This is a genomic window from Lachnoclostridium sp. An14, assembly GCF_002160755.1.
Classification (GTDB): Bacteria; Bacillota; Clostridia; order Lachnospirales; family Lachnospiraceae; genus Lachnoclostridium_A.
The window spans coordinates 55,606-76,262 of record NZ_NFLE01000018.1; the positions used below are offsets into that span (position 1 = coordinate 55,606).

At 56.1% G+C, this 20,657-nt stretch carries 18 protein-coding genes; 17 read left to right on the plus strand and 1 reads right to left on the minus strand.

All coding sequences use genetic code 11. From position 1 onward, the window contains the following. Window positions 1-56 precede the first annotated feature (56 nt). A complete protein-coding gene (locus B5E84_RS11485) occupies window positions 57-566 on the plus strand; it encodes a GNAT family N-acetyltransferase (protein WP_087222850.1) in 510 nt (169 codons plus the stop codon). A gap of 118 nt (window positions 567-684) precedes the next feature. On the opposite strand, the gene ychF is transcribed toward B5E84_RS11485, so the two are convergent. Next, window positions 685-1,782 carry a redox-regulated ATPase YchF gene (gene ychF / locus B5E84_RS11490; RefSeq protein ID WP_087222900.1) on the minus strand — a complete coding sequence of 366 codons (1,098 nt, stop codon included), beginning with the start codon at window positions 1,780-1,782 and terminating at the stop codon, window positions 685-687. 402 nt (window positions 1,783-2,184) lie between these two features. Between ychF and B5E84_RS11495 the strand changes: the two genes are divergently transcribed. From B5E84_RS11495 to B5E84_RS11570, 16 genes are all read left to right on the plus strand, one after another. Continuing rightward, window positions 2,185-2,766, plus strand: a complete 582-nt coding sequence (locus B5E84_RS11495) for a phosphoribosyltransferase family protein (RefSeq protein WP_087222852.1) — start codon at window positions 2,185-2,187, stop codon at window positions 2,764-2,766. A 124-nt stretch (window positions 2,767-2,890) separates the two neighbouring features. Continuing rightward, window positions 2,891-3,541 carry a YigZ family protein gene (locus B5E84_RS11500; RefSeq protein ID WP_087222854.1) on the plus strand — a complete coding sequence of 217 codons (651 nt, stop codon included), beginning with the start codon at window positions 2,891-2,893 and terminating at the stop codon, window positions 3,539-3,541. A 54-nt stretch (window positions 3,542-3,595) separates the two neighbouring features. Further along, a complete protein-coding gene (gene mscL, locus B5E84_RS11505) occupies window positions 3,596-4,015 on the plus strand; it encodes a large conductance mechanosensitive channel protein MscL (RefSeq protein ID WP_087222856.1) in 420 nt (139 codons plus the stop codon). A 196-nt stretch (window positions 4,016-4,211) separates the two neighbouring features. Further along, entirely contained in the window at window positions 4,212-6,053 is a 1,842-nt protein-coding gene (gene typA, locus B5E84_RS11510) for a translational GTPase TypA (RefSeq protein WP_087222858.1), read from the plus strand. 537 nt (window positions 6,054-6,590) lie between these two features. Continuing rightward, entirely contained in the window at window positions 6,591-7,682 is a 1,092-nt protein-coding gene (trpS, locus tag B5E84_RS11515; protein WP_087222860.1) for a tryptophan--tRNA ligase, read from the plus strand. Window positions 7,683-7,847: 165 nt separating this feature from the next. Then, window positions 7,848-8,807 (plus strand): 1-aminocyclopropane-1-carboxylate deaminase/D-cysteine desulfhydrase, encoded by a 960-nt coding sequence (locus tag B5E84_RS11520; protein ID WP_087222862.1) that lies wholly within the window; start codon window positions 7,848-7,850, stop codon window positions 8,805-8,807. A gap of 111 nt (window positions 8,808-8,918) precedes the next feature. After that, window positions 8,919-9,527, plus strand: a complete 609-nt coding sequence (locus B5E84_RS11525; protein WP_087222864.1) for a cytidylate kinase-like family protein — start codon at window positions 8,919-8,921, stop codon at window positions 9,525-9,527. A gap of 504 nt (window positions 9,528-10,031) precedes the next feature. Continuing rightward, on the plus strand, window positions 10,032-10,454 hold the full coding sequence (mraZ, locus tag B5E84_RS11530) for a division/cell wall cluster transcriptional repressor MraZ (RefSeq protein ID WP_087222866.1): 423 nt from the start codon (window positions 10,032-10,034) through the stop codon (window positions 10,452-10,454). Further along, window positions 10,455-11,396 carry a 16S rRNA (cytosine(1402)-N(4))-methyltransferase RsmH gene (gene rsmH, locus B5E84_RS11535; RefSeq protein WP_087222868.1) on the plus strand — a complete coding sequence of 314 codons (942 nt, stop codon included), beginning with the start codon at window positions 10,455-10,457 and terminating at the stop codon, window positions 11,394-11,396. 17 nt (window positions 11,397-11,413) lie between these two features. Further along, window positions 11,414-11,902: a septum formation initiator family protein gene (locus tag B5E84_RS11540; RefSeq protein WP_087222870.1), complete on the plus strand. Its 489-nt coding sequence runs from the start codon at window positions 11,414-11,416 to the stop codon at window positions 11,900-11,902. Next, entirely contained in the window at window positions 11,877-14,135 is a 2,259-nt protein-coding gene (locus B5E84_RS11545; protein ID WP_087222872.1) for a peptidoglycan D,D-transpeptidase FtsI family protein, read from the plus strand. The genes B5E84_RS11540 and B5E84_RS11545 overlap by 26 nt, the downstream gene beginning before the upstream one ends. A gap of 257 nt (window positions 14,136-14,392) precedes the next feature. Next, complete coding sequence (locus B5E84_RS11550) at window positions 14,393-14,935, plus strand: DUF6756 family protein (protein ID WP_087222874.1); 543 nt, start codon at window positions 14,393-14,395, stop codon at window positions 14,933-14,935. A 161-nt stretch (window positions 14,936-15,096) separates the two neighbouring features. Beyond that, the gene (locus B5E84_RS11555) at window positions 15,097-16,836 is read left to right on the plus strand and encodes a peptidoglycan D,D-transpeptidase FtsI family protein (protein ID WP_087222876.1); all 1,740 of its coding nucleotides are present in this window, start codon (window positions 15,097-15,099) and stop codon (window positions 16,834-16,836) included. Window positions 16,837-17,067: 231 nt separating this feature from the next. Next, the gene (mraY, locus tag B5E84_RS11560) at window positions 17,068-18,036 is read left to right on the plus strand and encodes a phospho-N-acetylmuramoyl-pentapeptide-transferase (RefSeq protein ID WP_087222878.1); all 969 of its coding nucleotides are present in this window, start codon (window positions 17,068-17,070) and stop codon (window positions 18,034-18,036) included. Window positions 18,037-18,046: 10 nt separating this feature from the next. Continuing rightward, the gene (gene murD, locus B5E84_RS11565; RefSeq protein ID WP_087222880.1) at window positions 18,047-19,399 is read left to right on the plus strand and encodes a UDP-N-acetylmuramoyl-L-alanine--D-glutamate ligase; all 1,353 of its coding nucleotides are present in this window, start codon (window positions 18,047-18,049) and stop codon (window positions 19,397-19,399) included. A gap of 18 nt (window positions 19,400-19,417) precedes the next feature. Beyond that, window positions 19,418-20,605: an FtsW/RodA/SpoVE family cell cycle protein gene (locus tag B5E84_RS11570; protein WP_087222882.1), complete on the plus strand. Its 1,188-nt coding sequence runs from the start codon at window positions 19,418-19,420 to the stop codon at window positions 20,603-20,605. Window positions 20,606-20,657 lie beyond the last annotated feature (52 nt).

A 20,657-nucleotide genomic window follows, 5' to 3' on the forward strand; every position in this document is an offset into this window, starting at 1 on the left:
GAAGCTGTTGAAGGCGAGTAGGTGGGATATATCAAGATTTTGGAAAGGGTGAGGAAATGGATCGTTTAAAATTGGTGATACCTAAAAAGGAACATGAGACGGCCGTTATGGATTTCCGGGAGGAATTTCTAAAAGCAAAAGAAAGAGTCAGCGGAGGTGCAGGATTGGAACAGGCTGAAAATTATGGGGAATGGCTGGAACGCAAATACATTCCTCACTACGGGCTGGTGGATGAGGCTGTTTTCCTGGCATTTGATGGCACTGAAACCCTAGTTGGCATTTCAGATATACGTTTGGGGACAAACGACTTTGTCCAGGCATTTGCAGGGCGGATCGGATACAGTGTCCGTCCCTCGCAGAGAAGAAAAGGCTATGCTTCAGAAATACTCCGTCTTACGCTTGAACAGGCCGCCCAATATGGTTTTCAAAAAATACTGATCACTTGTAATGAGCCCAATATTGCATCCGCTAAAATCATAGAGAAAAACGGCGGGGTTTTAGAAAAAATGATTCCACACCCTGGATTTCCAGATGTGAAACGATACTATATTGATCTTTCTTTGTAGCAAATTCAGCCAAGGTTTTGCAATGGGACGATTGGGGCTGAATTTTCATGGGTTATAGAAAGGGTGCTGCCGGATCATCAGACGGATGATCAAGCAGCACTCCTTTCCTTTCTTTTTTTTACACGTTAAACCGGAACAGAATCACATCCCCGTCCTTCACCACGTACTCCTTGCCCTCCAGGCGCACCAGACCTTTTTCCTTGGCGGCGGTGTAGCTGCCGCAGTCCAGGAGATCCTGGTAGTTGACCACCTCGGCGCGGATAAAGCCACGCTCAAAGTCGCTGTGGATCTTTCCAGCGGCCTGGGGCGCTTTCATCCCTTTGGTGATGGTCCAGGCGCGGGTCTCTTTCTCCCCGGCGGTGAGGTAGCTTAAAAGCCCTAACAGGCTGTAGCTGGCGGCGATGAGCTTTTCCAGGCCGGACTCCTTCAGGCCCAGATCCTCTAGAAACATCTTCTTCTCGTCATCGTCCAGCTCGGCGATTTCCTGCTCGATCTGGGCGCAGATCACAAACACCTCGCAGCCGTTCTCCGCGGCGAACTCCCGCACCTTGGCCACGTAAGGATTGTTCGCGCCGTCGTCTGCCAGGTCGTCCTCCCCTACGTTGGCGGCAAAGATCACCGGCTTGTAGGTGAGCAGGTTTAAGGAGGCGATGAAGGGGATCATCTCCTCGTCCTCCGGCTCGTAGCTCTTTGCCAGCTTGCCGTCCTCCAGATGGGCCTTTAACTCCTTTAAGAGGGCCAGCTCCTTCGCCAGGGCCTTGTCGTTCATGGCAGCCCGTCCCACCTTGGAAATCCGTCTCTCCAGGATCTCCAGGTCGGAGAAAATCAGCTCCAGGTTGATGGTCTCAATGTCCCGGATGGGGTCTACGCTGCCGTCCACATGGATCACGTTGGGATCCTCAAAGCAGCGCACCACGTGGACGATGGCGTCCACCTCGCGGATGTTGGAGAGGAACTGGTTTCCCAGGCCCTCTCCCTTGGACGCGCCCTTTACCAGACCGGCGATGTCCACAAATTCAATGACAGCCGGTGTGATTTTCTCAGAGTTGTAGAGGTCTGCCAGGAGCTTTAACCGCTCGTCCGGAACGGGAACCACGCCCACATTGGGGTCGATGGTGCAGAACGGATAGTTGGCGGATTCCGCTCCCGCCTTTGTCAGAGAGTTAAAGAGGGTGCTCTTTCCCACGTTTGGCAATCCCACGATTCCTAATTTCATAATTTCATATCCCTGTTCAGAAATCCTTGCGCCCAGGAGATTTCTGCCTTTCTCTGTATTTATTTTGACTGCGGCCGGCATTCCGTTTGAGGAAGGCCCGGCGCGGCCGGTTTCCTGTTGGTGGAGACGCTCTTTGCCTTCGCGGCCGGACCGGTTTCCAGACGGACAGGTGTGCCGGAGTTAAAGACGCGTCCCGCAGGTCCCCTTTCCGGCAGAAAAAACCCGAAAAAACGGACCCAACGCAACTATAGAGTATAGCATAAAGCCTTTGGTTTTTCAATCAGTTCTCCGCCATTTCCCAAACCCGCCCTGCATTAGCCTTGTATTTTCCCCCCACCCCGTCTATAATGGCAGAATAGAACACTGCCTGGATACAGGACACACAGAAGGAGGAACATCCATATGGATCCAAAGGAACCTGCATATGAGTTAAAGGTCTGCGGCCTGACCCGCCGGCTGCCCTTTGTCCCCATCGACGGGGAAAAGGCATTTGCCAGCTTTGTGGTCATCGGGGATACGGAGCTGATTGAGCGGGCGGCTGCCCGGCTGGCGGAGGAAATCCCGCCGGTGGACGCCCTTTTGACGGCGGAGGCCAAGGGGATCGCCCTGGCTTATGAGCTCAGCCGCCGCCTGGGCTTAAAGGAGTTTATTGTGGCCAGAAAGAGCGTGAAATCCTACATGAAAAATCCCATCAGCCAGAGCGTTCACTCCATCACCACGAAGGGGGAGCAGCACGTTTACCTGGACGAGGCGGACGGGGCCAAGCTCCGGGGAAAACGGGTCTGCGTGGTGGACGACGTGATTTCCACGGGAGAGTCCCTGCGGGCTGTGGAGGAGCTGGCCGGAAAGGCCGGCGGTACGGTGGTGTGCCGGGCTGCCATCCTGGCGGAGGGAGAGGCGGCAGAGCGGAAGGACATCCTGTTTTTGGAAAAGCTGCCCCTGTTTCAGAAGGCGGCGGACGGGACTTATGAGGAGTGCCGGTGAAAGGAAGTTTTCATCACCGTTTTCAAAAAGACCGGCTGAAAACCTTGGATTTTCCCTCCAGACTTGCGTTTTTCCCTGCCTTCCGTTATAATCAGAAGGAAAATTGGGGAGGAGAAGAACACGCATGATTCCAGAGTATAAAATCCTCTATGAGGGCGGCAGCGGCGAGATTGTGGAGAAAAAATCCCGGTTTATCGCCACCCTGCGTCCCGTGGAGACGGAGGAGGAGGCCTACGCCTTCATTGAGGAGATGAAAAAGAAGTACTGGGACGCCACCCACAACTGCACCGCCTTTGTCATCGGCGAGCGGGGCGAGCTGTGCCGCTGCAATGACGACGGGGAGCCCAGCCAGACGGCGGGCCGTCCCATGCTGGACGTGCTCCTGGGGGAGGAGGTCCGAAATGTCTGCGCCGTGGTCACCCGCTATTTTGGCGGCACCCTTTTGGGTACCGGCGGCCTGGTGCGGGCCTATTCCGGAGCGGTAAAGGCCGGCCTGGAACAGTGCCAGGTGGTGACGAAACGGCTGGCAAAGGAGCTCCAGGTGGCCACCGACTACAGCGGCGTGGGAAAGATCCAGTACCTGGCCGCTCAGAACGGCATCACCACCCTGGAGAGCCAGTACGGGGAAACGGTGGAGTTTTCCTTCCTGGTGCCGGTGGGGGAGGCGGATTCCTTCTCCGCCCAGCTCACAGAGGGCACCAACGGCCGCTGCGCCATCCAGGTGAAACGGGAGCTGTACTACGGTCTCTTAGACAAAGAGATCATCCTGTTTTAAAAACCGTTCTCCTTCGGAAAAGGAGAAAAGAGAGAATGAAAAAGGAGTATACGTATGAAAAAGTTTATTTCAGAGTTTAAAGCATTCGCCCTTCGTGGAAATGTGATGGATATGGCCATCGGTGTTCTCATCGGCGGCGCGTTTTCCGGCATTGTCACATCCCTTACGGACAATTTTATCAATCCCCTGTTAAACTTCATCACCGGAGCGGAGCGCTACAGCCTGGCTCAGGTGGCCGGTTTCGGATCCGCCTTCGTGTCCGCGGTGGTGAATTTCCTTATCATGGCCTTTGTGCTGTTCTGCCTGTTAAAGGCCATGAACCGGGCCATGTCCATCGGCCAGAAAAAGGAGGAGGAGGCCCCCAAAGCCCCCACGACGAAGGTGTGCCCCTTCTGCAAGACGGAGATCGCCATCGACGCCACCCGCTGCCCCCACTGCACGTCCTACGTGACAGAGGAGAAGGCGGAGGCCTAAAAAGGGCGGAAAAGGCCGGAAAAACCGGGCTGAGGTCGCCGGAAATTTTCCCGGAACCCCTTGCATTCTGCCTGCTATAGTGATATACTTACCAACTGGTAAGAACGAGAGACTAAGGACCGTGAATACGAGTCCTTAGTTTTTTTGCGAAGTATTTGACGGCGCGTTTGAAACGGTCTGAGAGGAAGAAGTTACTATGAGAATGAAAAGAGAAGACGTAAGAAACATTGCCATCATCGCCCACGTAGACCACGGCAAGACCACCCTGGTGGACGGCCTGCTGCGGCAGAGCGGCGTGTTCCGCGAGAACCAGGAGGTAGCGGAGCGGGTGATGGATTCCAACGATATTGAGCGGGAGAGGGGTATCACCATCCTTTCCAAGAACACAGCAGTATTTTACAAGGGAACGAAGATCAACATCATCGACACCCCCGGCCATGCCGATTTCGGCGGCGAGGTGGAGCGTGTGCTCAAAATGGTAAACGGCGTAGTGCTGGTGGTGGACGCCTACGAAGGCCCCATGCCCCAGACGAAGTTCGTGCTCCGCAAGGCCCTGGAGCTGGACCTTCCGGTTATCGTCTGCTTAAATAAGATCGACCGCCCGGAGGCTCGTCCCGACGAAGTGGTGGACGAGGTGCTGGAGCTGTTCATGGATCTGGACGCCTCCGAGGAGCAGCTGGACTGCCCCTTCCTCTTTGCCTCCGCCAAGGGCGGCTTTGCCAAAAAGAGCATGGAGGATCCGGAGGTGGATATGGCTCCCCTCTTTGAGACCATCATCGACTACATCCCGGCTCCGGAGGGCGATCCCGACGCCTCCACCCAGGTACTCATCAGCACCATCGACTACAACGAGTACGTGGGCCGCATCGGCGTAGGCAAGGTGGACAACGGCTCCATCCGCGTCAACCAGGAGTGCGTGCTGGTAAACCATCACGACCCCGACAAATTTAAAAAGATCAAGATCGGAAAGCTCTACGAGTTTGACGGTTTAAACCGCGTGGAGGTTCAGGAGGCGAAGATCGGCTCCATCGTGGCCATCTCCGGCATTGCCGACATCCACATCGGAGACACCATCTGCTCCCCGGAGAACCCGCAGCCCATCCCCTTCCAGAAGATTTCCGAGCCCACCATTTCCATGGACTTCATGGTAAATGACAGCCCGCTGGCAGGCCAGGAGGGAAAATACATCACCTCCCGCCATTTGAGAGACCGCCTGTTCCGGGAGCTGAACACCGACGTGAGCCTTCGGGTGGAGGAAAAGAGTCCGGACTGCTTTAAGGTATCCGGCCGCGGCGAGCTTCATCTGTCCGTGCTCATTGAGAATATGCGCCGGGAGGGCTACGAGTTTGCGGTAAGCAAGGCGGAGGTGCTCTATAAGTTCAATGAGAGAAACCAGAAATTAGAGCCCATGGAGCTGGCCTTCGTGGACGTTCCTGACGAGTTTACCGGCTCTGTGATTCAGAAACTCACCAGCAGAAAGGGTGAGCTCCAGGGAATGAGCCCCTCCTCCGGCGGCTACACCAGACTGGAGTTTTCCATCCCCTCCAGGGGCCTGATCGGCTACCGCGGGGAGTTTATGACGGACACCAAGGGAAACGGCATCTTAAACACCAGCTTTGAGGGCTACGGCCCCTACAAAGGGGATCTGTCCTACCGTCCCACCGGCTCCCTCATCGCCTACGAGGCGGGAGAGTCCATCACCTACGGCCTGTTCAACGCCCAGGAGAGAGGCACCCTGTTTATCGGGCCGGGCGTGAAGGTGTATTCCGGCATGGTCATCGGTTCCTGTCCCAAGGCGGAGGACATCGAGTTAAACGTCTGCAAGACGAAAAAGCTCACCAACACCCGTTCCTCCAGCGCCGACGAGGCCTTAAAGCTGACCCCGCCCAGGGAGATGAGCCTGGAGCAGTGTCTGGACTTTATCGACACCGACGAGCTTTTGGAGGTCACCCCCAAGAGCCTGCGCATCCGCAAGAAGATCCTGGATCCCACCATGAGAAAGCGGGCCATGATGAACAAGCGGTCCCAGCAGCAGTAAGAAACGAAATTCCAGCTTTGACAGGGAATGGGATTTTGTGTTATAGTACAAACTATGGGATACCAGGGGCAAAGCGGTTTGTCCCTTCATAAGCAAAACCGTTGATGGAGGAGAGTACTCCCGGAACCGGAAATACAGAGAGCGGCCCTATGGTGGAAAGGCCGCATGACGGGCCGGCAGGAATGGGCTCCAGAGGGCGAACCGAAACGGGCCGGAAGGCCCTGGAGTAGGGGAGACGCAAAAGGAAATGGTCCGGCGTTACAGGGACCGCGTGCCCCAGGAGGACGGGAAAACCGCCCGAATCCGGCACGGCAAAGGAGCGCCCCCAGGGGCGAAATTAGGTGGCACCGCAGAGAAGGCATCGGCCCTCTGTCCTGATGAGAGAACGGCATCGGGACAGGGGGCTTTTTGTTTTATATGTTTCGGAACCGTTATCCGAAAAAAGCGCTGCCAGCCGCCAAACCTCAAAATTTCAATATCGCAAACCTGCAAAACCGCAGCACCACAATACGCAGAAAAAACAGGAGGAAAACAAAGATGGGAAAAATTATTCTGACAGGTGACAGACCGACAGGACGGCTGCACGTAGGCCATTATGTAGGCTCTTTGAGAAGAAGGGTGGAGCTTCAGAACTCCGGGGAGTACGACAAGACCTTTATTATGATCGCCGACGCCCAGGCTCTCACGGACAACATTGAGAATCCGGAGAAGGTGCGCCAGAACATTGTGGAGGTGGCCCTGGACTACTTATCCTGCGGTCTGGATCCGGCTAAATCCACCCTGTTCATCCAGTCCCAGATCCCTGAGCTGTGCGAGCTTACCTTCTATTATATGGATCTGGTGACCGTGGCCAGGCTGCAGCGCAACCCCACGGTAAAATCCGAGATTCAGATGAGAAATTTTGAGGCCAGCATCCCGGTGGGCTTTTTCACCTACCCCATCAGCCAGGCCGCGGACATCACCGCTTTTAAAGCCACCACCGTGCCGGTGGGAGAGGACCAGCTGCCCATGATCGAGCAGACCAGGGAGATCGTGCGGAAATTCAACTCCGTGTACTCCGAGGTGCTGGTGGAGCCGGAGGTGCTGCTGCCGGAGAACCAGGCCTGTATGCGTCTGCCCGGCATTGACGGAAAGGCGAAGATGAGCAAATCCTTGGGAAACTGCATCTACCTCTCCGACACCGCCGACGAGGTGAAAAAGAAGATCATGAGTATGTACACCGACCCCACCCACATCCAGGTGAGCGATCCCGGCCACATCGAGGGCAATACGGTGTTCACCTATCTGGACGCCTTCTGCCGTCCAGAGCATTTTGAGCGGTATCTGCCGGACTACGCCTGCCTGGACGAGTTAAAGGCCCACTACCAGAGAGGCGGCTTAGGCGATGTGAAGGTGAAACGGTTCTTAAACAGCGTGTTGGAGGAGACCCTGGAGCCCATCCGCGCCAGAAGAAAAGAGTTTGAAAAGGACATCCCGGAGGTGTACCAGATCTTAAAGAAGGGCAGCGAGGCCGCCAGAGAGGTGGCCGCCCAGACCCTGTCCGAGGTGAAGGACGCCATGAAGATCAATTACTTCAGCGACGCGGAGCTGATCCGGGCGCAGGCGGAGAAGTACAGCAGAAGCGAGTAAAACAGAGCATACAGCCGGAAACCAGGCGGTTTCCGGGAAGAAAGCCCCGGCCACTCCTTGGGATGGCCGGGGCCTTAAACAACCATTTTGCGTTTTCTGCGCCCCGGCGCCCTCTGTCCGTGGATAAACGGGGGCGGCGGGGCCAGATTTGGAGGTGAGTGACAGATGAAACCAGTTTCCCGTGTCAGCCTTGGCATTTTTCCCACGCCTTTGCAGGAAATTTCCGCGGAGCGGGCGGGCTGCGGCGTACCGGTCCGCCTGTTTTTCAAGCGGGATGACCTGTGTGGGATCGGATTCGGCGGAAATAAAATCCGCAAGCTGGAATACCTTTTAGCCGACGCCCTGGAGCGCGGCTGTGACAGCATCGTGACGGGAGGCGGCTCCCAGTCCAACCAGACGGTGGCGGCAGCGGTCTCCGCGGCAAAGCTGGGCCTGGCCGCCCATCTGGTCATCCCGGAGAGCACAGGGCCGGTCACCAGAAACATGGCGAACCTGGCCGGGGCATTCCTGCATGAGGCGGAAAACGGCCAGACAAACGTCCTGATGAAACAGATCCGCGCCGTGGCAGCCGGACTGAAACAGGAAGGGCATCAGCCCTATATCATTCCCCCTGGCGCGTCCACGCCCCTGGGGGCCCTGGCGTACGCGGAGGCCATGAGGGAGATGTACGGACAGGCCGCGGAGAGCGGCATCGTCTTTGACCATGTGATCTGCTGCGGGGCCACCGGCAATACCTACGCGGGGGTGGCCCTGGGAACGAAACTGTACAGCCCGCAGACGAAAAGCACGGTCATAGCCATCGGCCGGCGCTTTACCCATAAGGAGACGCTGCTGAAACAGATCCGTGAGACGGAAACCCTGATGGGCAGCGACAGCCATATTTCCATAGAGGACTTAAATGTGCACTTCGCCGGAGGCAAAGGGGCGTCGGAGCCGTCGGGAAAAGGGAGAGCGGCCATGGAAAGCCTGGCGTCCTCCCATGGAATCCTGCTGGACCCCTATTTTACGGGAAAGGCATTTGCCGGCCTTCTGGAGCTGTGCCGGACAGGAGAGATCCAGCCGGGGCAGAATGTGGCCTTTCTTCATACAGGCGGTATGGTTTCCCTGCTGGGGCAGATGAAGTAGGGGGGATGAACTGCGGCTACTCCCCCGTCCCCCCACATTGCATTCTCCCCCAAAACCCGCTATACTAAAGACAGAACTGACAATCATCCACATCAGGAAAGGGGCGGGCTTATGGAGAAGGGAATCGTCACTTTGGGACGGCAGTACGGCAGCGGGGGACGGGCGGTGGGAGCCGCTTTGGCAGAGCGCCTGGGAATCCCGTTTTACGACAGGGAATTGATTCAGCTGGCGGCGGAAAAAAGCGGGGTGGATCCGGGAATTCTGGCTGTTCACAACGAAAAGGCAGTCCAGGCCACTCTGGTGAAAATGAAGGGCAGTCCCGGCGGTCTCGGGGGAAAACCGGTGGGGGAGCTGCTCTATCAGCTCCAGTCCCAGATCATCCTGGAGCTGGCGGAAAAAGGCTCCTGCGTGATCATCGGCCGCTGCGCCGACTACGTGCTGCGGGACAGGAAAGAGCTGTTTTCCGTCTTTATCACCGCGCCGGCAGAGCGGCGGATCGAGCGGATCATGGAGCGGAACCGGATGGGCCGGGAGGACGCGGCGCGGGCCATTGAAAAGGTGGACCGCCAGCGCTCCGACTACTACCGCCACTACACAGGGAAAGAGTGGGGCAGCCAGGAGAGCTACGGCCTCCTGGTGGACAGCAGCGAGCGGGGCATTGAGGGGACCGCGGCCTATCTGGAGGAAATCCTTCGCGGCCAGGGCCGTTTTCCCGCATAGCCGCTTTTCGGTTTTACCGGCTCTTTATGGAATGGGAAACGGCGTTCCCGATTCCGCAAAAATCCCGGCGGGAAACGGGCTCCGCGCAGAGAAAGCTGGCTGCCCCGCGCACACCCGTTAAAATTTTATGATCAATTCATACCGGACAAAACGCCCGTGGGGGCAGGTGGAGAGAAAATTTCCATCTGCCCCCACTTTTTTGCCCTCCGCCTGTGTTCTCCCTCCATTTCATTCCATCTTTTTCCGTTTCATGGCGTTTTCGCCCCACCCGGGCGCCACCGCCTCCCACCGCCTTCCAAAATTCGCAAAAAATCCAGGATTTTCCAGCAAAAACGGCACCAATTATGGCAGTTCTTTTTTTACGATTTTCTAAAAAAATTCTTGCTATTTACCCCTAAATGTACTACTATAAGAATACAAAGTGGTAAAAAGTGGCGGCAAGTGGCTCACAGTGGTAAAAAGTGGTGAGCAGGATGACAGATTTGCAGTACGGTGGTGATAAAGATGTTCATGGGCGAATACAATCACACAGTTGATGCGAAGGGGCGTCTTATCGTACCTTCCAGATTCCGGGAGCAGCTCGGCGAGGATTTCGTGGTGACACGGGGCCTGGACGGCTGCCTTTCCATATATGCCCGTGACGAGTGGAACGCCCTGGAAGAAAAGCTGCACGCACTGCCCTATACCAATCCTGCCGCCAGAAAGCTCACGAGATTCCTCGTAGCCGGCGCGGCCACCTGCGAGGTGGACAAGCAGGGGAGAATCCTTCTTCCCGCCGCCCTCCGGGAATACGCCAAAATCGAAAAAGACGCGGTGCTTGTGGGCACGGGGAGCAGAATCGAGATCTGGAGCAGAGATGCCTGGATGGAGAAGAATGACTTCGACGACATTGAGACCATCGCGGAGGAACTGGGAGGACTGTTATAAATGTTTGAACATAAATCGGTGCTGCTCCGGGAGACCATCGACAGCCTGAACATCAGAGAGGGCGGGATTTATGTGGACGGGACTCTGGGCGGAGGCGGGCACGCCAGCGAAGTGTGCCGCCGGCTGGGAGAGGGCGGAAGGCTCATCGGCATAGACCAGGACGCGGACGCCATCGCGGCTGCCACGGAGCGGCTGAAGGAATTCGGCCCGAAAGTGACCATCGTCCGGAGCAATTACGAGAACATCGCCGCCATCCTGGACAGTCTGGAGATTGATCTGGTAGACGGGATCTACCTGGATCTGGGAGTTTCCTCCTACCAGCTGGACACGGCGGAACGCGGTTTCACCTACCGGGAGGACGCGCCCTTAGACATGAGGATGGACCAGCGCAATCCCAAGACAGCCGCCGACATTGTAAATACCTACAGCGAGTCTGACCTCTACCGGATCATCCGGGACTACGGGGAGGACCGTTTCGCAAAAAATATCGCAAAGCACATTGTGCGGGCCAGGGAGGAGCATCCCATCGCCACCACAGGGGAGCTGACGGAGATCATCAAGGCGGCCATCCCGGCAAAGATCCGGGCCACCGGCGGCCATCCCGCCAAGCAGACCTTTCAGGCCATCCGGATTGAGCTAAACCGGGAGCTGGAGGTGCTAAGCCAGTCCATTGACACCATGATCGACCGGTTAAAGCCGGGAGGAAGGCTTTCCATCATCACCTTCCATTCCCTGGAGGACCGGATCGTAAAAACCAGGTTTAAGCACAATGAAAACCCCTGCACCTGCCCTCCGGATTTTCCGGTGTGCGTGTGCGGAAAAAAGAGCAAAGGCCGGGTGGTCACCAGAAAGCCCATCGTGCCCACCGGAGAAGAAATAGAGGAAAACAAGAGAGCAAAAAGCTCCAAGCTGCGGGTGTTTGAGCGCGGCCAGGAGCGGTAAAAAGGGAGGAAATGAATATGGCTGCCAGAAGGATTCCACAGAGGACAACGACATACGTGGACGGAAATACAGTGCGCAGAGTGGAGCCGGAGACCAGGCCCGCAAGGCCTGAGAGAAAACGGGCGGCCGGGACCGATCCCTATCTGCGGGAGCAGGTGAGAAGAAACCAGGAGAGGGCCCTCTACATGGACCTGCCCTACGTGCTGATGCTGTCTGTGGCAGCCATCTGTGCCCTGGTGATCTGTGTAAACTATCTCCATCAGCAGTCCGCCATGCAGGCCAGGCTCAGCCATATTGAGTCCCTGGAGCAGCAGGTGGAGAACCAGCGGGCGGAAAACGACACCCTGGAGACCAGGATCAACACCTCCGTCAACTTAGACCACATTTATAAGGTGGCCACGGAGGAGCTGGGCATGGTATATGCGGGCAAGGATCAGGTTTTGATGTATGACAAGACGGAAAGTGAGTATATAAGACAAAATGAAGACATCCCGAACTACAACTGACGGCGGGCATCGGAACAAACGAAGGATCTTCACCAATGATATGCAGACAAAGCTGGCGGTCACAGTTCTTGTGATTACGCTGGCTTTATTTGCGCTGGTTCTGGTGCTCTATAATATAGTAAAGGAAAATAACGAGGAATACAGCCAGATCGTGCTGAGCCAGCACTCCAGCTACGACAGCCGCACCATCCCCTACCGGAGAGGCGACATCGTGGACCGCAACGGCACCTATCTGGCCGTCAGCGACAAGGTGTACAACCTCATCATTGACGCCAGACAGATCATGGACGGCTACGACCTGGAAAAGGGGACGGACAAATATCTGGACGCCACCACCACCGCCCTGGCCACCGCCTTCGGCTACGACAAGACGGAGCTCACCAACCTGATTCTGGAAAACCCGGACAGTCCCTACATCCGCTACAAGAAACAGCTCACCGTGGATGAAAAGGAGAACTTCGAGAAGGTGAAGGCCGATATGAACGAGGCCTTTTCCGAGAGCAAAATCGCAGGCGAGCGCTCCAAAAAGGTGTATGGCGTCTGGTTTGAGGAGGAGTACAAGCGGTTTTACCCCTACAACGAATCCGCCAGCACCGTATTAGGCTTTGCCTCCGGCGACGGCACCACGGGAAACGGCGGCATCGAGCAGTCCTACAACAGCGTCCTCACTGGCACCAACGGCCGGGAATACGGCTACCTAAACGACGATTCCAACCTGGAAACGGTGATCAAGCCCGCCGTAAACGGGAACACCGTGGTTTCCACCATTGACCTGAACGTGCAGCAGGTGGTGGAGAAATATATAGAGGAGTGGATGCAGACCACCGGCTCGGAAAACATCGGCGTGGTGGTGATGAATCCCAATAACGGAGAGATCCTGGCCATGGCCACGGACCGGATGTACGATTTGAACGACCCCAGGGATTTGTCCGTCCGCTATACCCAGGCGGAGATCGACGCCATGAGCGAGGAGGAACAGGCGGAGGCCTGGTATCAGCTTTGGAGAAACTACTGCGTCAGCGACACCTTTGAGCCCGGCTCCCCCGCCAAGATTTTCACCATCGCGGCGGCCATGGAGGAGGGAATCATAAGCGGAAACGAGACCTTCTTCTGCGACGGCGGCCAGGACGTGGCCGGAACCTACATCCGCTGCGTCAACCGTATCGGCGGCCACGGAAACCTGACGGTGGAGGAATCCCTGATGGTTTCCTGCAACGACGTGCTCATGCAGATTGTGAGCCGGGAGGGAAAAGAAGTTTTTTATAAATACCAGGATATGTTCGGTTTCACCCAGAAAACGGGCATTGACCTTCCGGGAGAGGCGGATACCAGCGGCCTGGGCTACACCCTGGAGACTGCCGGACCGGTGGATATGGCCACCAACGCCTTCGGCCAGAACTACAACTGTACCATGGTGCAGATGGCCGCGGCCTACTGCTCCGTGTTAAACGGCGGCTCCTACTACGAGCCCCATGTGGTAAAACAGATTTTAAATTCCCAGGGCTCCGTGGTGAAAAAGGTGGAGCCGCTGCTGGTGCGGGAGACCGTTTCCCAGTCCACCAGTGACTTTATCAAGGAGGCCTTATTCCAGACGGTGTACGGCGCCAAGGGAACGGGAAAAGCGGCCAAGGTGGAGGGCTACGAGCTGGGCGGCAAGACGGGAACGGCTCAGAAAATTCCCAGAAGCGCGAAAAACTACGTAGTTTCCTTCTGCGGTTTTGCCCCGGTGGACCGGCCGGAGGTGCTGGTATACGTGGTGATTGACCAGCCCCACCTGCCGGGAGAGGAGCAGGCCCACTCCACCTTTGCCAGCCAGATATTTGCCAAGATTATGGAGGAGATCCTTCCTTATTTGAATGTGTTCCCGGAGACGGATCCGTCCCAGGAGGGCGGAGATGGCAGCCTTCCCCAGGAGGAGGGAATCACGGACAATACGGCCAATGAGGACGGACAGGATCCGGAGGAGACCCAGGAGGAGACTCCCGCGGAACCCTATCCCGACGAGGAAGTGGTCCTTCCGGAGCTGGGCAACAGCGGAGTGCCGGATCACGTGCCCGGTGACGCCGGGGCTGGCGGCGGGGAGGACGCCGCCACGGCAGGTTCCACGGCCGCGGAGGAGAGTGAAAGCGGCCAGGAAAGCCGTTCCAGCCAGGAGAATGAGACGGAGACCGGCGGGGAAGAAACCTCCTCCAGCGCAGAGGAGAGTTCGTCCGCCGGAGAGACGGAAAACTAAAGAAGAAAACGGCATATAGAGGCCGGGGGACGGTTCGCGGGAATCGTCCTCCGGCCGTCGTTTTGTTCCGGCTCATTAGAAACAAAATGGAGCGCAGACAGCTTGCTGGAGCTTGTTGGCTGTCTGCGCCGTATGTCCGAAAGGGAGGAAATCGGCCTGGGAAATGCTATATTTCCACGCTTTCGGAATTGTGGTAGAATGGAAGAAACAGAGCGGTAAATTGGAAGTTGTAAATCAAGTTGGAGGAATTATTATAGATGAAAAAAGTATCATGTGATTTATTCCGAGTTGAAAAAGAAATAATAGAGAAATGTGGTCTCTCAAAAAGTCGTTTTCATAAGGTTCATGGAAATCAATGGAAAAATATATATCAGACAATTACAGAAAAGTATGCTAACAAAACAAGAACTTGGAAAAATGGTTTGCATTGGGCCAATATAAATGGTTACAGTCCTAAAAGTACGAAGGATTTTGTTGGAAACTATCCTGTTGAATATTCAACGTGGTTTTACTTTTTACCTCAAATCATATCAGAAGATGAGATGGTTTATTTTTTAATTGACAAGGGCAATGATTGGCATTTGGGAGAAAAGTTTTGGATATTTGAGAGCGGTATACCAGAATTAGTAAAAGCTCTTAATTTATTAAATAGGACGGCTTTTTTAGATACTGGTTGGGCAGATTATTATATTGTTTCAAAAAAATATAAATGGATAATTGGGTTTAATCATCATGATATAATTTCATGTATTGGCGAAGGATTAAACCTTAACTGCTTGAAAAACAATTCAAGCTTGTAGAGAAACAGAAAAATTCTCCATTGATCAAGGCGATAGCAGATCCAGCTGAGCCAGTCAAAAGGAGCGTCACATCTGCGCCGCCCTCCCCGCCGTCCCTCCTTGCATAATCGCCTTCGCCGCCCGCATATATTGTAGCAATATGGACGGCGGGGAGGATTCCCATGAATGAAAACCGCACCCACCACAGGAGCCGGGTGACCCTGATATTTCTGATTCTGGTCCTGGCCGCCCTGGCCCTGTCCGGCCGGCTGGTGTACCTGATGATTTTCCGCTCGGAGCATTACAGCCAGATGGCGGAGGACCTGCATCAGCGGGAGAGGACCATCAAGGCTGCCAGAGGCCGGATCATCGACCGCAACGGCAAGGTGATCGCCACCAACCGCACCGTCTGCACCGTGTCCGTGATCCACAACCAGGTGGAGGATCCGGAGCAGGTGATCTCCGTCCTCACCGCAGAACTGGGACTCTCCGAGGAGAGCGTGCGCAAAAAAGTGGAGAAACGCAGCTCCAGGGAAATCATAAAGACCAACGTGGATAAGGCCCAGGGAGACAAAATAAGGGATATGCGCCTGGCGGGGGTGAAGGTGGACGAGGACTACAAGCGCTACTACCCCTACGACAGCCTGGCCTCCAGGGTATTAGGCTTTACCGGCGGAGACAACCAGGGCATCATCGGCCTGGAGGTGGAGTACGAGTCCACCCTAAAGGGGGCCAACGGAAAGATTCTCACCCTGGCGGACGCCGCCGGCATCGAGATCGAAAACGCCGCCGAGGACCGGATCGAGCCCATCGCCGGAAACGATCTCTACGTCAGCCTGGACATGAACATCCAGCAGTACGCCGAGCAGGCCGCCTATCAGATCATGGAGAAAAAGGGGGCAAAACAGGCCTCCATCCTGGTGATGAACCCGAAAAACGGGGAGATCCTGGCCATGGCCAGCGTCCCCGGCTTTCATTTAAACGACCCGTTTCAGCTGCCGGAGGGGACGGCGGAGCCGGCGGACGAGAAGGCCAGGCAGGATCTGTTAAACACCATGTGGAGAAACCCTTGCGTGAGCGACACCTACGAGCCCGGTTCCACCTTCAAGATCATCACCGCCGCCGCCGGGCTGGAGGAAGGGGTGGTGACCCTGGAGGATCATTTTTCCTGTCCCGGGTTCCGGGTGGTGGAGGACCGCAGGATCCGCTGCCACAAGGTGGGCGGTCACGGGGGCGAGACCTTTCTCCAGGGCATGATGAACTCCTGCAACCCGGTGCTCATCGACGTGGGCCAGCGGTTGGGGGTGGAAAACTACTATAAATATTTCAAACAGTTCGGCCTTATGGGAAAGACGGGCATTGACCTGCCGGGGGAGGCGTCCACCATCATGCACCAGAAGGAAAATATGGGAGCGGTGGAGCTAGCCACCGTCTCCTTCGGCCAGTCCTTCCAGATCACCCCGGTGCAGCTGGTGGCTACCGTCTCCTCCATCATCAACGGGGGAACGCGGGTGACACCTCATTTCGGCGTAAAGTCCGTGAGCGCCGACGGCAGCCGCATCCGGGAGTTTGAGTATCCGGAGGGAGAGCGGATCCTGTCAGAGGAGACCAGCGCCACCATGCGCTACATCCTGGAACAGGTGGTGGCAGAGGGCAGCGGAAAGAACGCGAAACTTCCCGGCTACCGGGTCGGTGGAAAGACGGCCACCTCGGAAAAGCTGCCCAGGAGCTTAAAAAAATACATTTCCTCCTTCATCGGCTTTGCCCCGGCGGACGACCCGCAGGTGATCGCCCTGGTGACCATCGACGAGCCGGAGGGGATCTACTACGGCGGCACCATCGCCGCCCCGGTGATCGCCGACGTTTTTAAAAACATTCTGCCATATTTGGGAATCCAGGCGGAGGAGGAACCGGCGCAGTAGCCTGGCCGCGGGAACCATCGGGAGACGGATTCTGTTTCCATTCCCAATCTACGGTTGATTATTCCCGAAAAAAGACGTATACTATTCCGTGAATAAGGTAAGGGTCAAACAGAGGTTTGCCTGTTTGATGCCAGATTGCTCCGCTCCGCGTTTTAGGCGGGCGGTCCTTTCGCCGGATTTCCGGCTCTTTGAGCCTGGTATCCGCAAATACATAAAAGACAGAGGTGCGATATGATAAATGAGACCATCCTGGCAATTATTATTGCCTTCGCGGTGAGCGCGATCCTGTGCCCCATCGTGATCCCGTTTCTTCACAAGCTGAAATTCGGACAGCAGGTCCGGGACGACGGCCCCCAGGCCCATTTAAAAAAGCAGGGGACACCCACCATGGGCGGACTGGTAATTCTCACCGGCATTATCGTAACTTCCGTGTTCTACCTGTGGGATTACCCGAAGATCATCCCGGTGCTCTTTGTGACCGTGGGGTTTGGGATCATCGGTTTTTTAGACGACTACATCAAGATCGTGATGAAGCGGTCCGAAGGACTGAATCCAAAGCAGAAACTGTTAGGACAGTTTGTGATCACCGGAGTGTTCTGCTGGTATCTGATGACCTCCGGGGAGGTGGGGACGGCCTGCCTCATCCCCTTCACCGGCGGGTTTGAGAACGGATATTACGTGGATTTCGGGTGGCTGTTCATCCCCTTCGTGTTCTTCGTGATGCTGGGCACGGACAACGGGGTGAACTTTACCGACGGCTTAGACGGCCTCTGCACCAGCGTCACCATCCTGGTGGCCACGTTTATGACGGTGGTGGCCATCGGGGAAAACACAGGGATCAGCCCCATTACCGGAGCGGTGGTGGGAAGCCTTCTGGGCTTTCTACTGTTTAACGTGTATCCGGCGCGGGTATTTATGGGAGACACCGGATCCCTGGCCCTGGGCGGTTTTGTGGCGGCCAGCGCCTTTATGATGCAGATCCCGCTGTTTATCGCCATTGTGGGATTGATCTACCTGGTGGAGGTGCTCTCCGTGATCATCCAGGTGACGTATTTTAAGAAAACAGGCGGAAAGCGCATATTCAAGATGGCGCCCATCCACCATCATTTCGAGCTGTGCGGCTGGCCGGAGACCAGGGTTGTGGCGGTGTTTTCCATTACCACGGCTATTCTCTGCCTGGTAGCGTACTTAGGATTATAGGAGGAAGAAGATGAGCCAGAAGGTTATCGTTGCAGGAACGGGAAAAAGCGGGATCGCGGCGGCAAGACTGCTCTTAGATATGGGCGGCGAGGTGGTGCTCTACGACAGCAACGCCGCTTTGGACAAGGGGGAGATCCGCGGGAAATTTGGTCAGAAGGAAAAGATCGAGGTGGTGCTTGGCGTATTAAAGCGCACGGACCTGCTGGGCGTGGAGCTGTGCGTCATCAGCCCCGGAATCCCTCTGGACGCCCCCTTTGTGTCCGTGCTTGCGGATATGAAAATCCCCATCTGGAGTGAGATCCAGCTAGCCTACCAGTGCGCCAAGGGGAAGTTAATCGCCATCACCGGCACCAATGGAAAGACCACCACCACAGCCCTCACCGGGGAGATCATGAAATCCTTCTACAAGGATGTGCACGTGGTGGGAAACATCGGCGTCCCCTACACGGAGGAGGCCCTGGCCACGGAGGATGATTCCGTCACCGTGGCGGAGGTGTCCAGTTTCCAGCTGGAGACCATCATGGATTTCCGCCCCAATGTGAGCGCCATTTTAAATATCACGCCGGATCATTTAAACCGGCATAAGACCATGGAATGCTACATCGCCGTAAAGGAGAGCATTACCATGAACCAGAAAAAGGAAGACACCTGCGTTCTCAACTACGACGATCCCGTGCTGCGGGAGTTTGGGAAACGGAAGGATCTGGAGCCTCAGGTGATCTTTTTCAGCAGTCGGGAGACCCTGGAGGAAGGCTATTACCTGGACGGGGATCATATTGTCCGCGCCCACGGCGGCAAGAAGGAAAAGCTCCTTGACGTCCATGAGATGCAGATTTTAGGACGGCACAACTACGAGAACGCCATGGCGGCCATCGCCATGAGCGCGGCGGCAGGCGTGCCCATGAAGAACATTCTGGAGGCGGTAAAGCAGTTTAAGGCGGTGGAGCACCGCATTGAGTTCGTGCTGGAGCGGGCCGGAGTGAAATATTACAACGACTCCAAGGGAACGAACCCGGACGCCGCCATCCAGGCGGTGAAGGCCATGCCGGGGCCGATCCTGCTGATCGCCGGCGGCTACGACAAGGGTTCCACCTATGACGAGTGGATCGAGAGCTTTGACGGCAAGGTCAAGCATCTGGTGCTCATCGGTCAGACCAGGGAGAAGATCTCCCAGTGCGCCAGGGAACATGGATTTAAGGACATTATGTACGCGGAGGACATGGCGGAGGCGGTTCACGTCTGCGCGTCCTACGCGGACCGGGGAGACTGCGTGCTCCTGTCCCCCGCCTGCGCCAGCTGGGGAATGTTTAAGGATTATGAGGAGCGCGGGCGGATCTTTAAGGAGTGCGTCCGCGGACTTTAGGGGTAAAGGAGCGAGACTATGGCAGGAAGACAGCAGCGGACGCGCCGGGAGGAACCGGCGCCCCAGGTACAGCCGAAAAAAAAGAAACGGGTCCGCCGGTTTTACGATTACAGCCTGCTGTTTACGGTGATTTTCGTGACCGTGTTCGGGCTGATCATGATTTACAGCGCCAGCTCCTACACCGCGCAGCTGGTGTATGAGGACGCCGGGTATTTCATGAAAAGGCAGGCCGTCATCGCGGCGGGGGGCTTTGTGGCAATGATCATCGTGTCGAAGATGAATTACCACTTTTTCGCGAAGTTTGTGATTCTTGCCTACGGGCTGTCCTATGTGCTCATGATCGCCGTAAGCCTGTTCGGCAGAGAGGTAAACGGAAAGAAACGGTGGCTGCAGATCGGGCCCATAAGCTTTCAGCCCACGGAGTTTGTAAAGGTGGCCCTGATCCTGTTCCTGGCGGTGGTGATCACCCGCATGGGGAACCGGATCAACAACATCAAAAAAATGGCCCTGGTGGCCGCCCTGGCCATGCCCCTGGCCGGCCTGGTGGCGGCCAATAACTTAAGCTCCGGCATCATCATCTGCGGCATCGTGTTTGTCATGCTGTTTGTGGCCACGAAGAAAAAGCTGATCTTCGGCGCCTGTATGGGGGCGGCCGGGGTGGTGTACTGCTTTGCCGGACAGATCGGCCACGCTCTGGAGTCCATCGGCCTCCTTCACAGCTACCAGCTGGAGCGGATCAACGTGTGGCTGAACCCGGAGGCCTACGCCCAGGAGGGCGGATTCCAGGTGCTCCAGGGACTCTACGCCATCGGTTCCGGCGGGCTTTTGGGAAAGGGGCTGGGAGAGAGCATCCAGAAAATGGGCTTTGTGCCGGAGGCCCAGAACGATATGATTTTTTCCATCATCTGTGAGGAGCTGGGACTGTTCGGCGCCATCTCGGTGATTTTTATCTTTCTGTTTATGATCTACCGGTTTATGCTCATCGCCAGCAATGCGCCGGACCTCTTTGGGGCCCTTCTGGTGGTGGGAGTGCTGGGGCACATTTCCATCCAGGTGATCTTAAATATCGCCGTGGTGACCAACTCCATCCCCAACACGGGAATCACCCTTCCCTTTATCAGCTACGGAGGCACGTCGGTGCTGTTTCTGATGGTGGAGATGGGAATGGTCTTAAGTGTGTCCAACCAGATCCGGCTGGAAAAATAAAGGCCGCACAAAACCTGAAACCGCCGCATAAGATAGGATATAGGAACGGCGG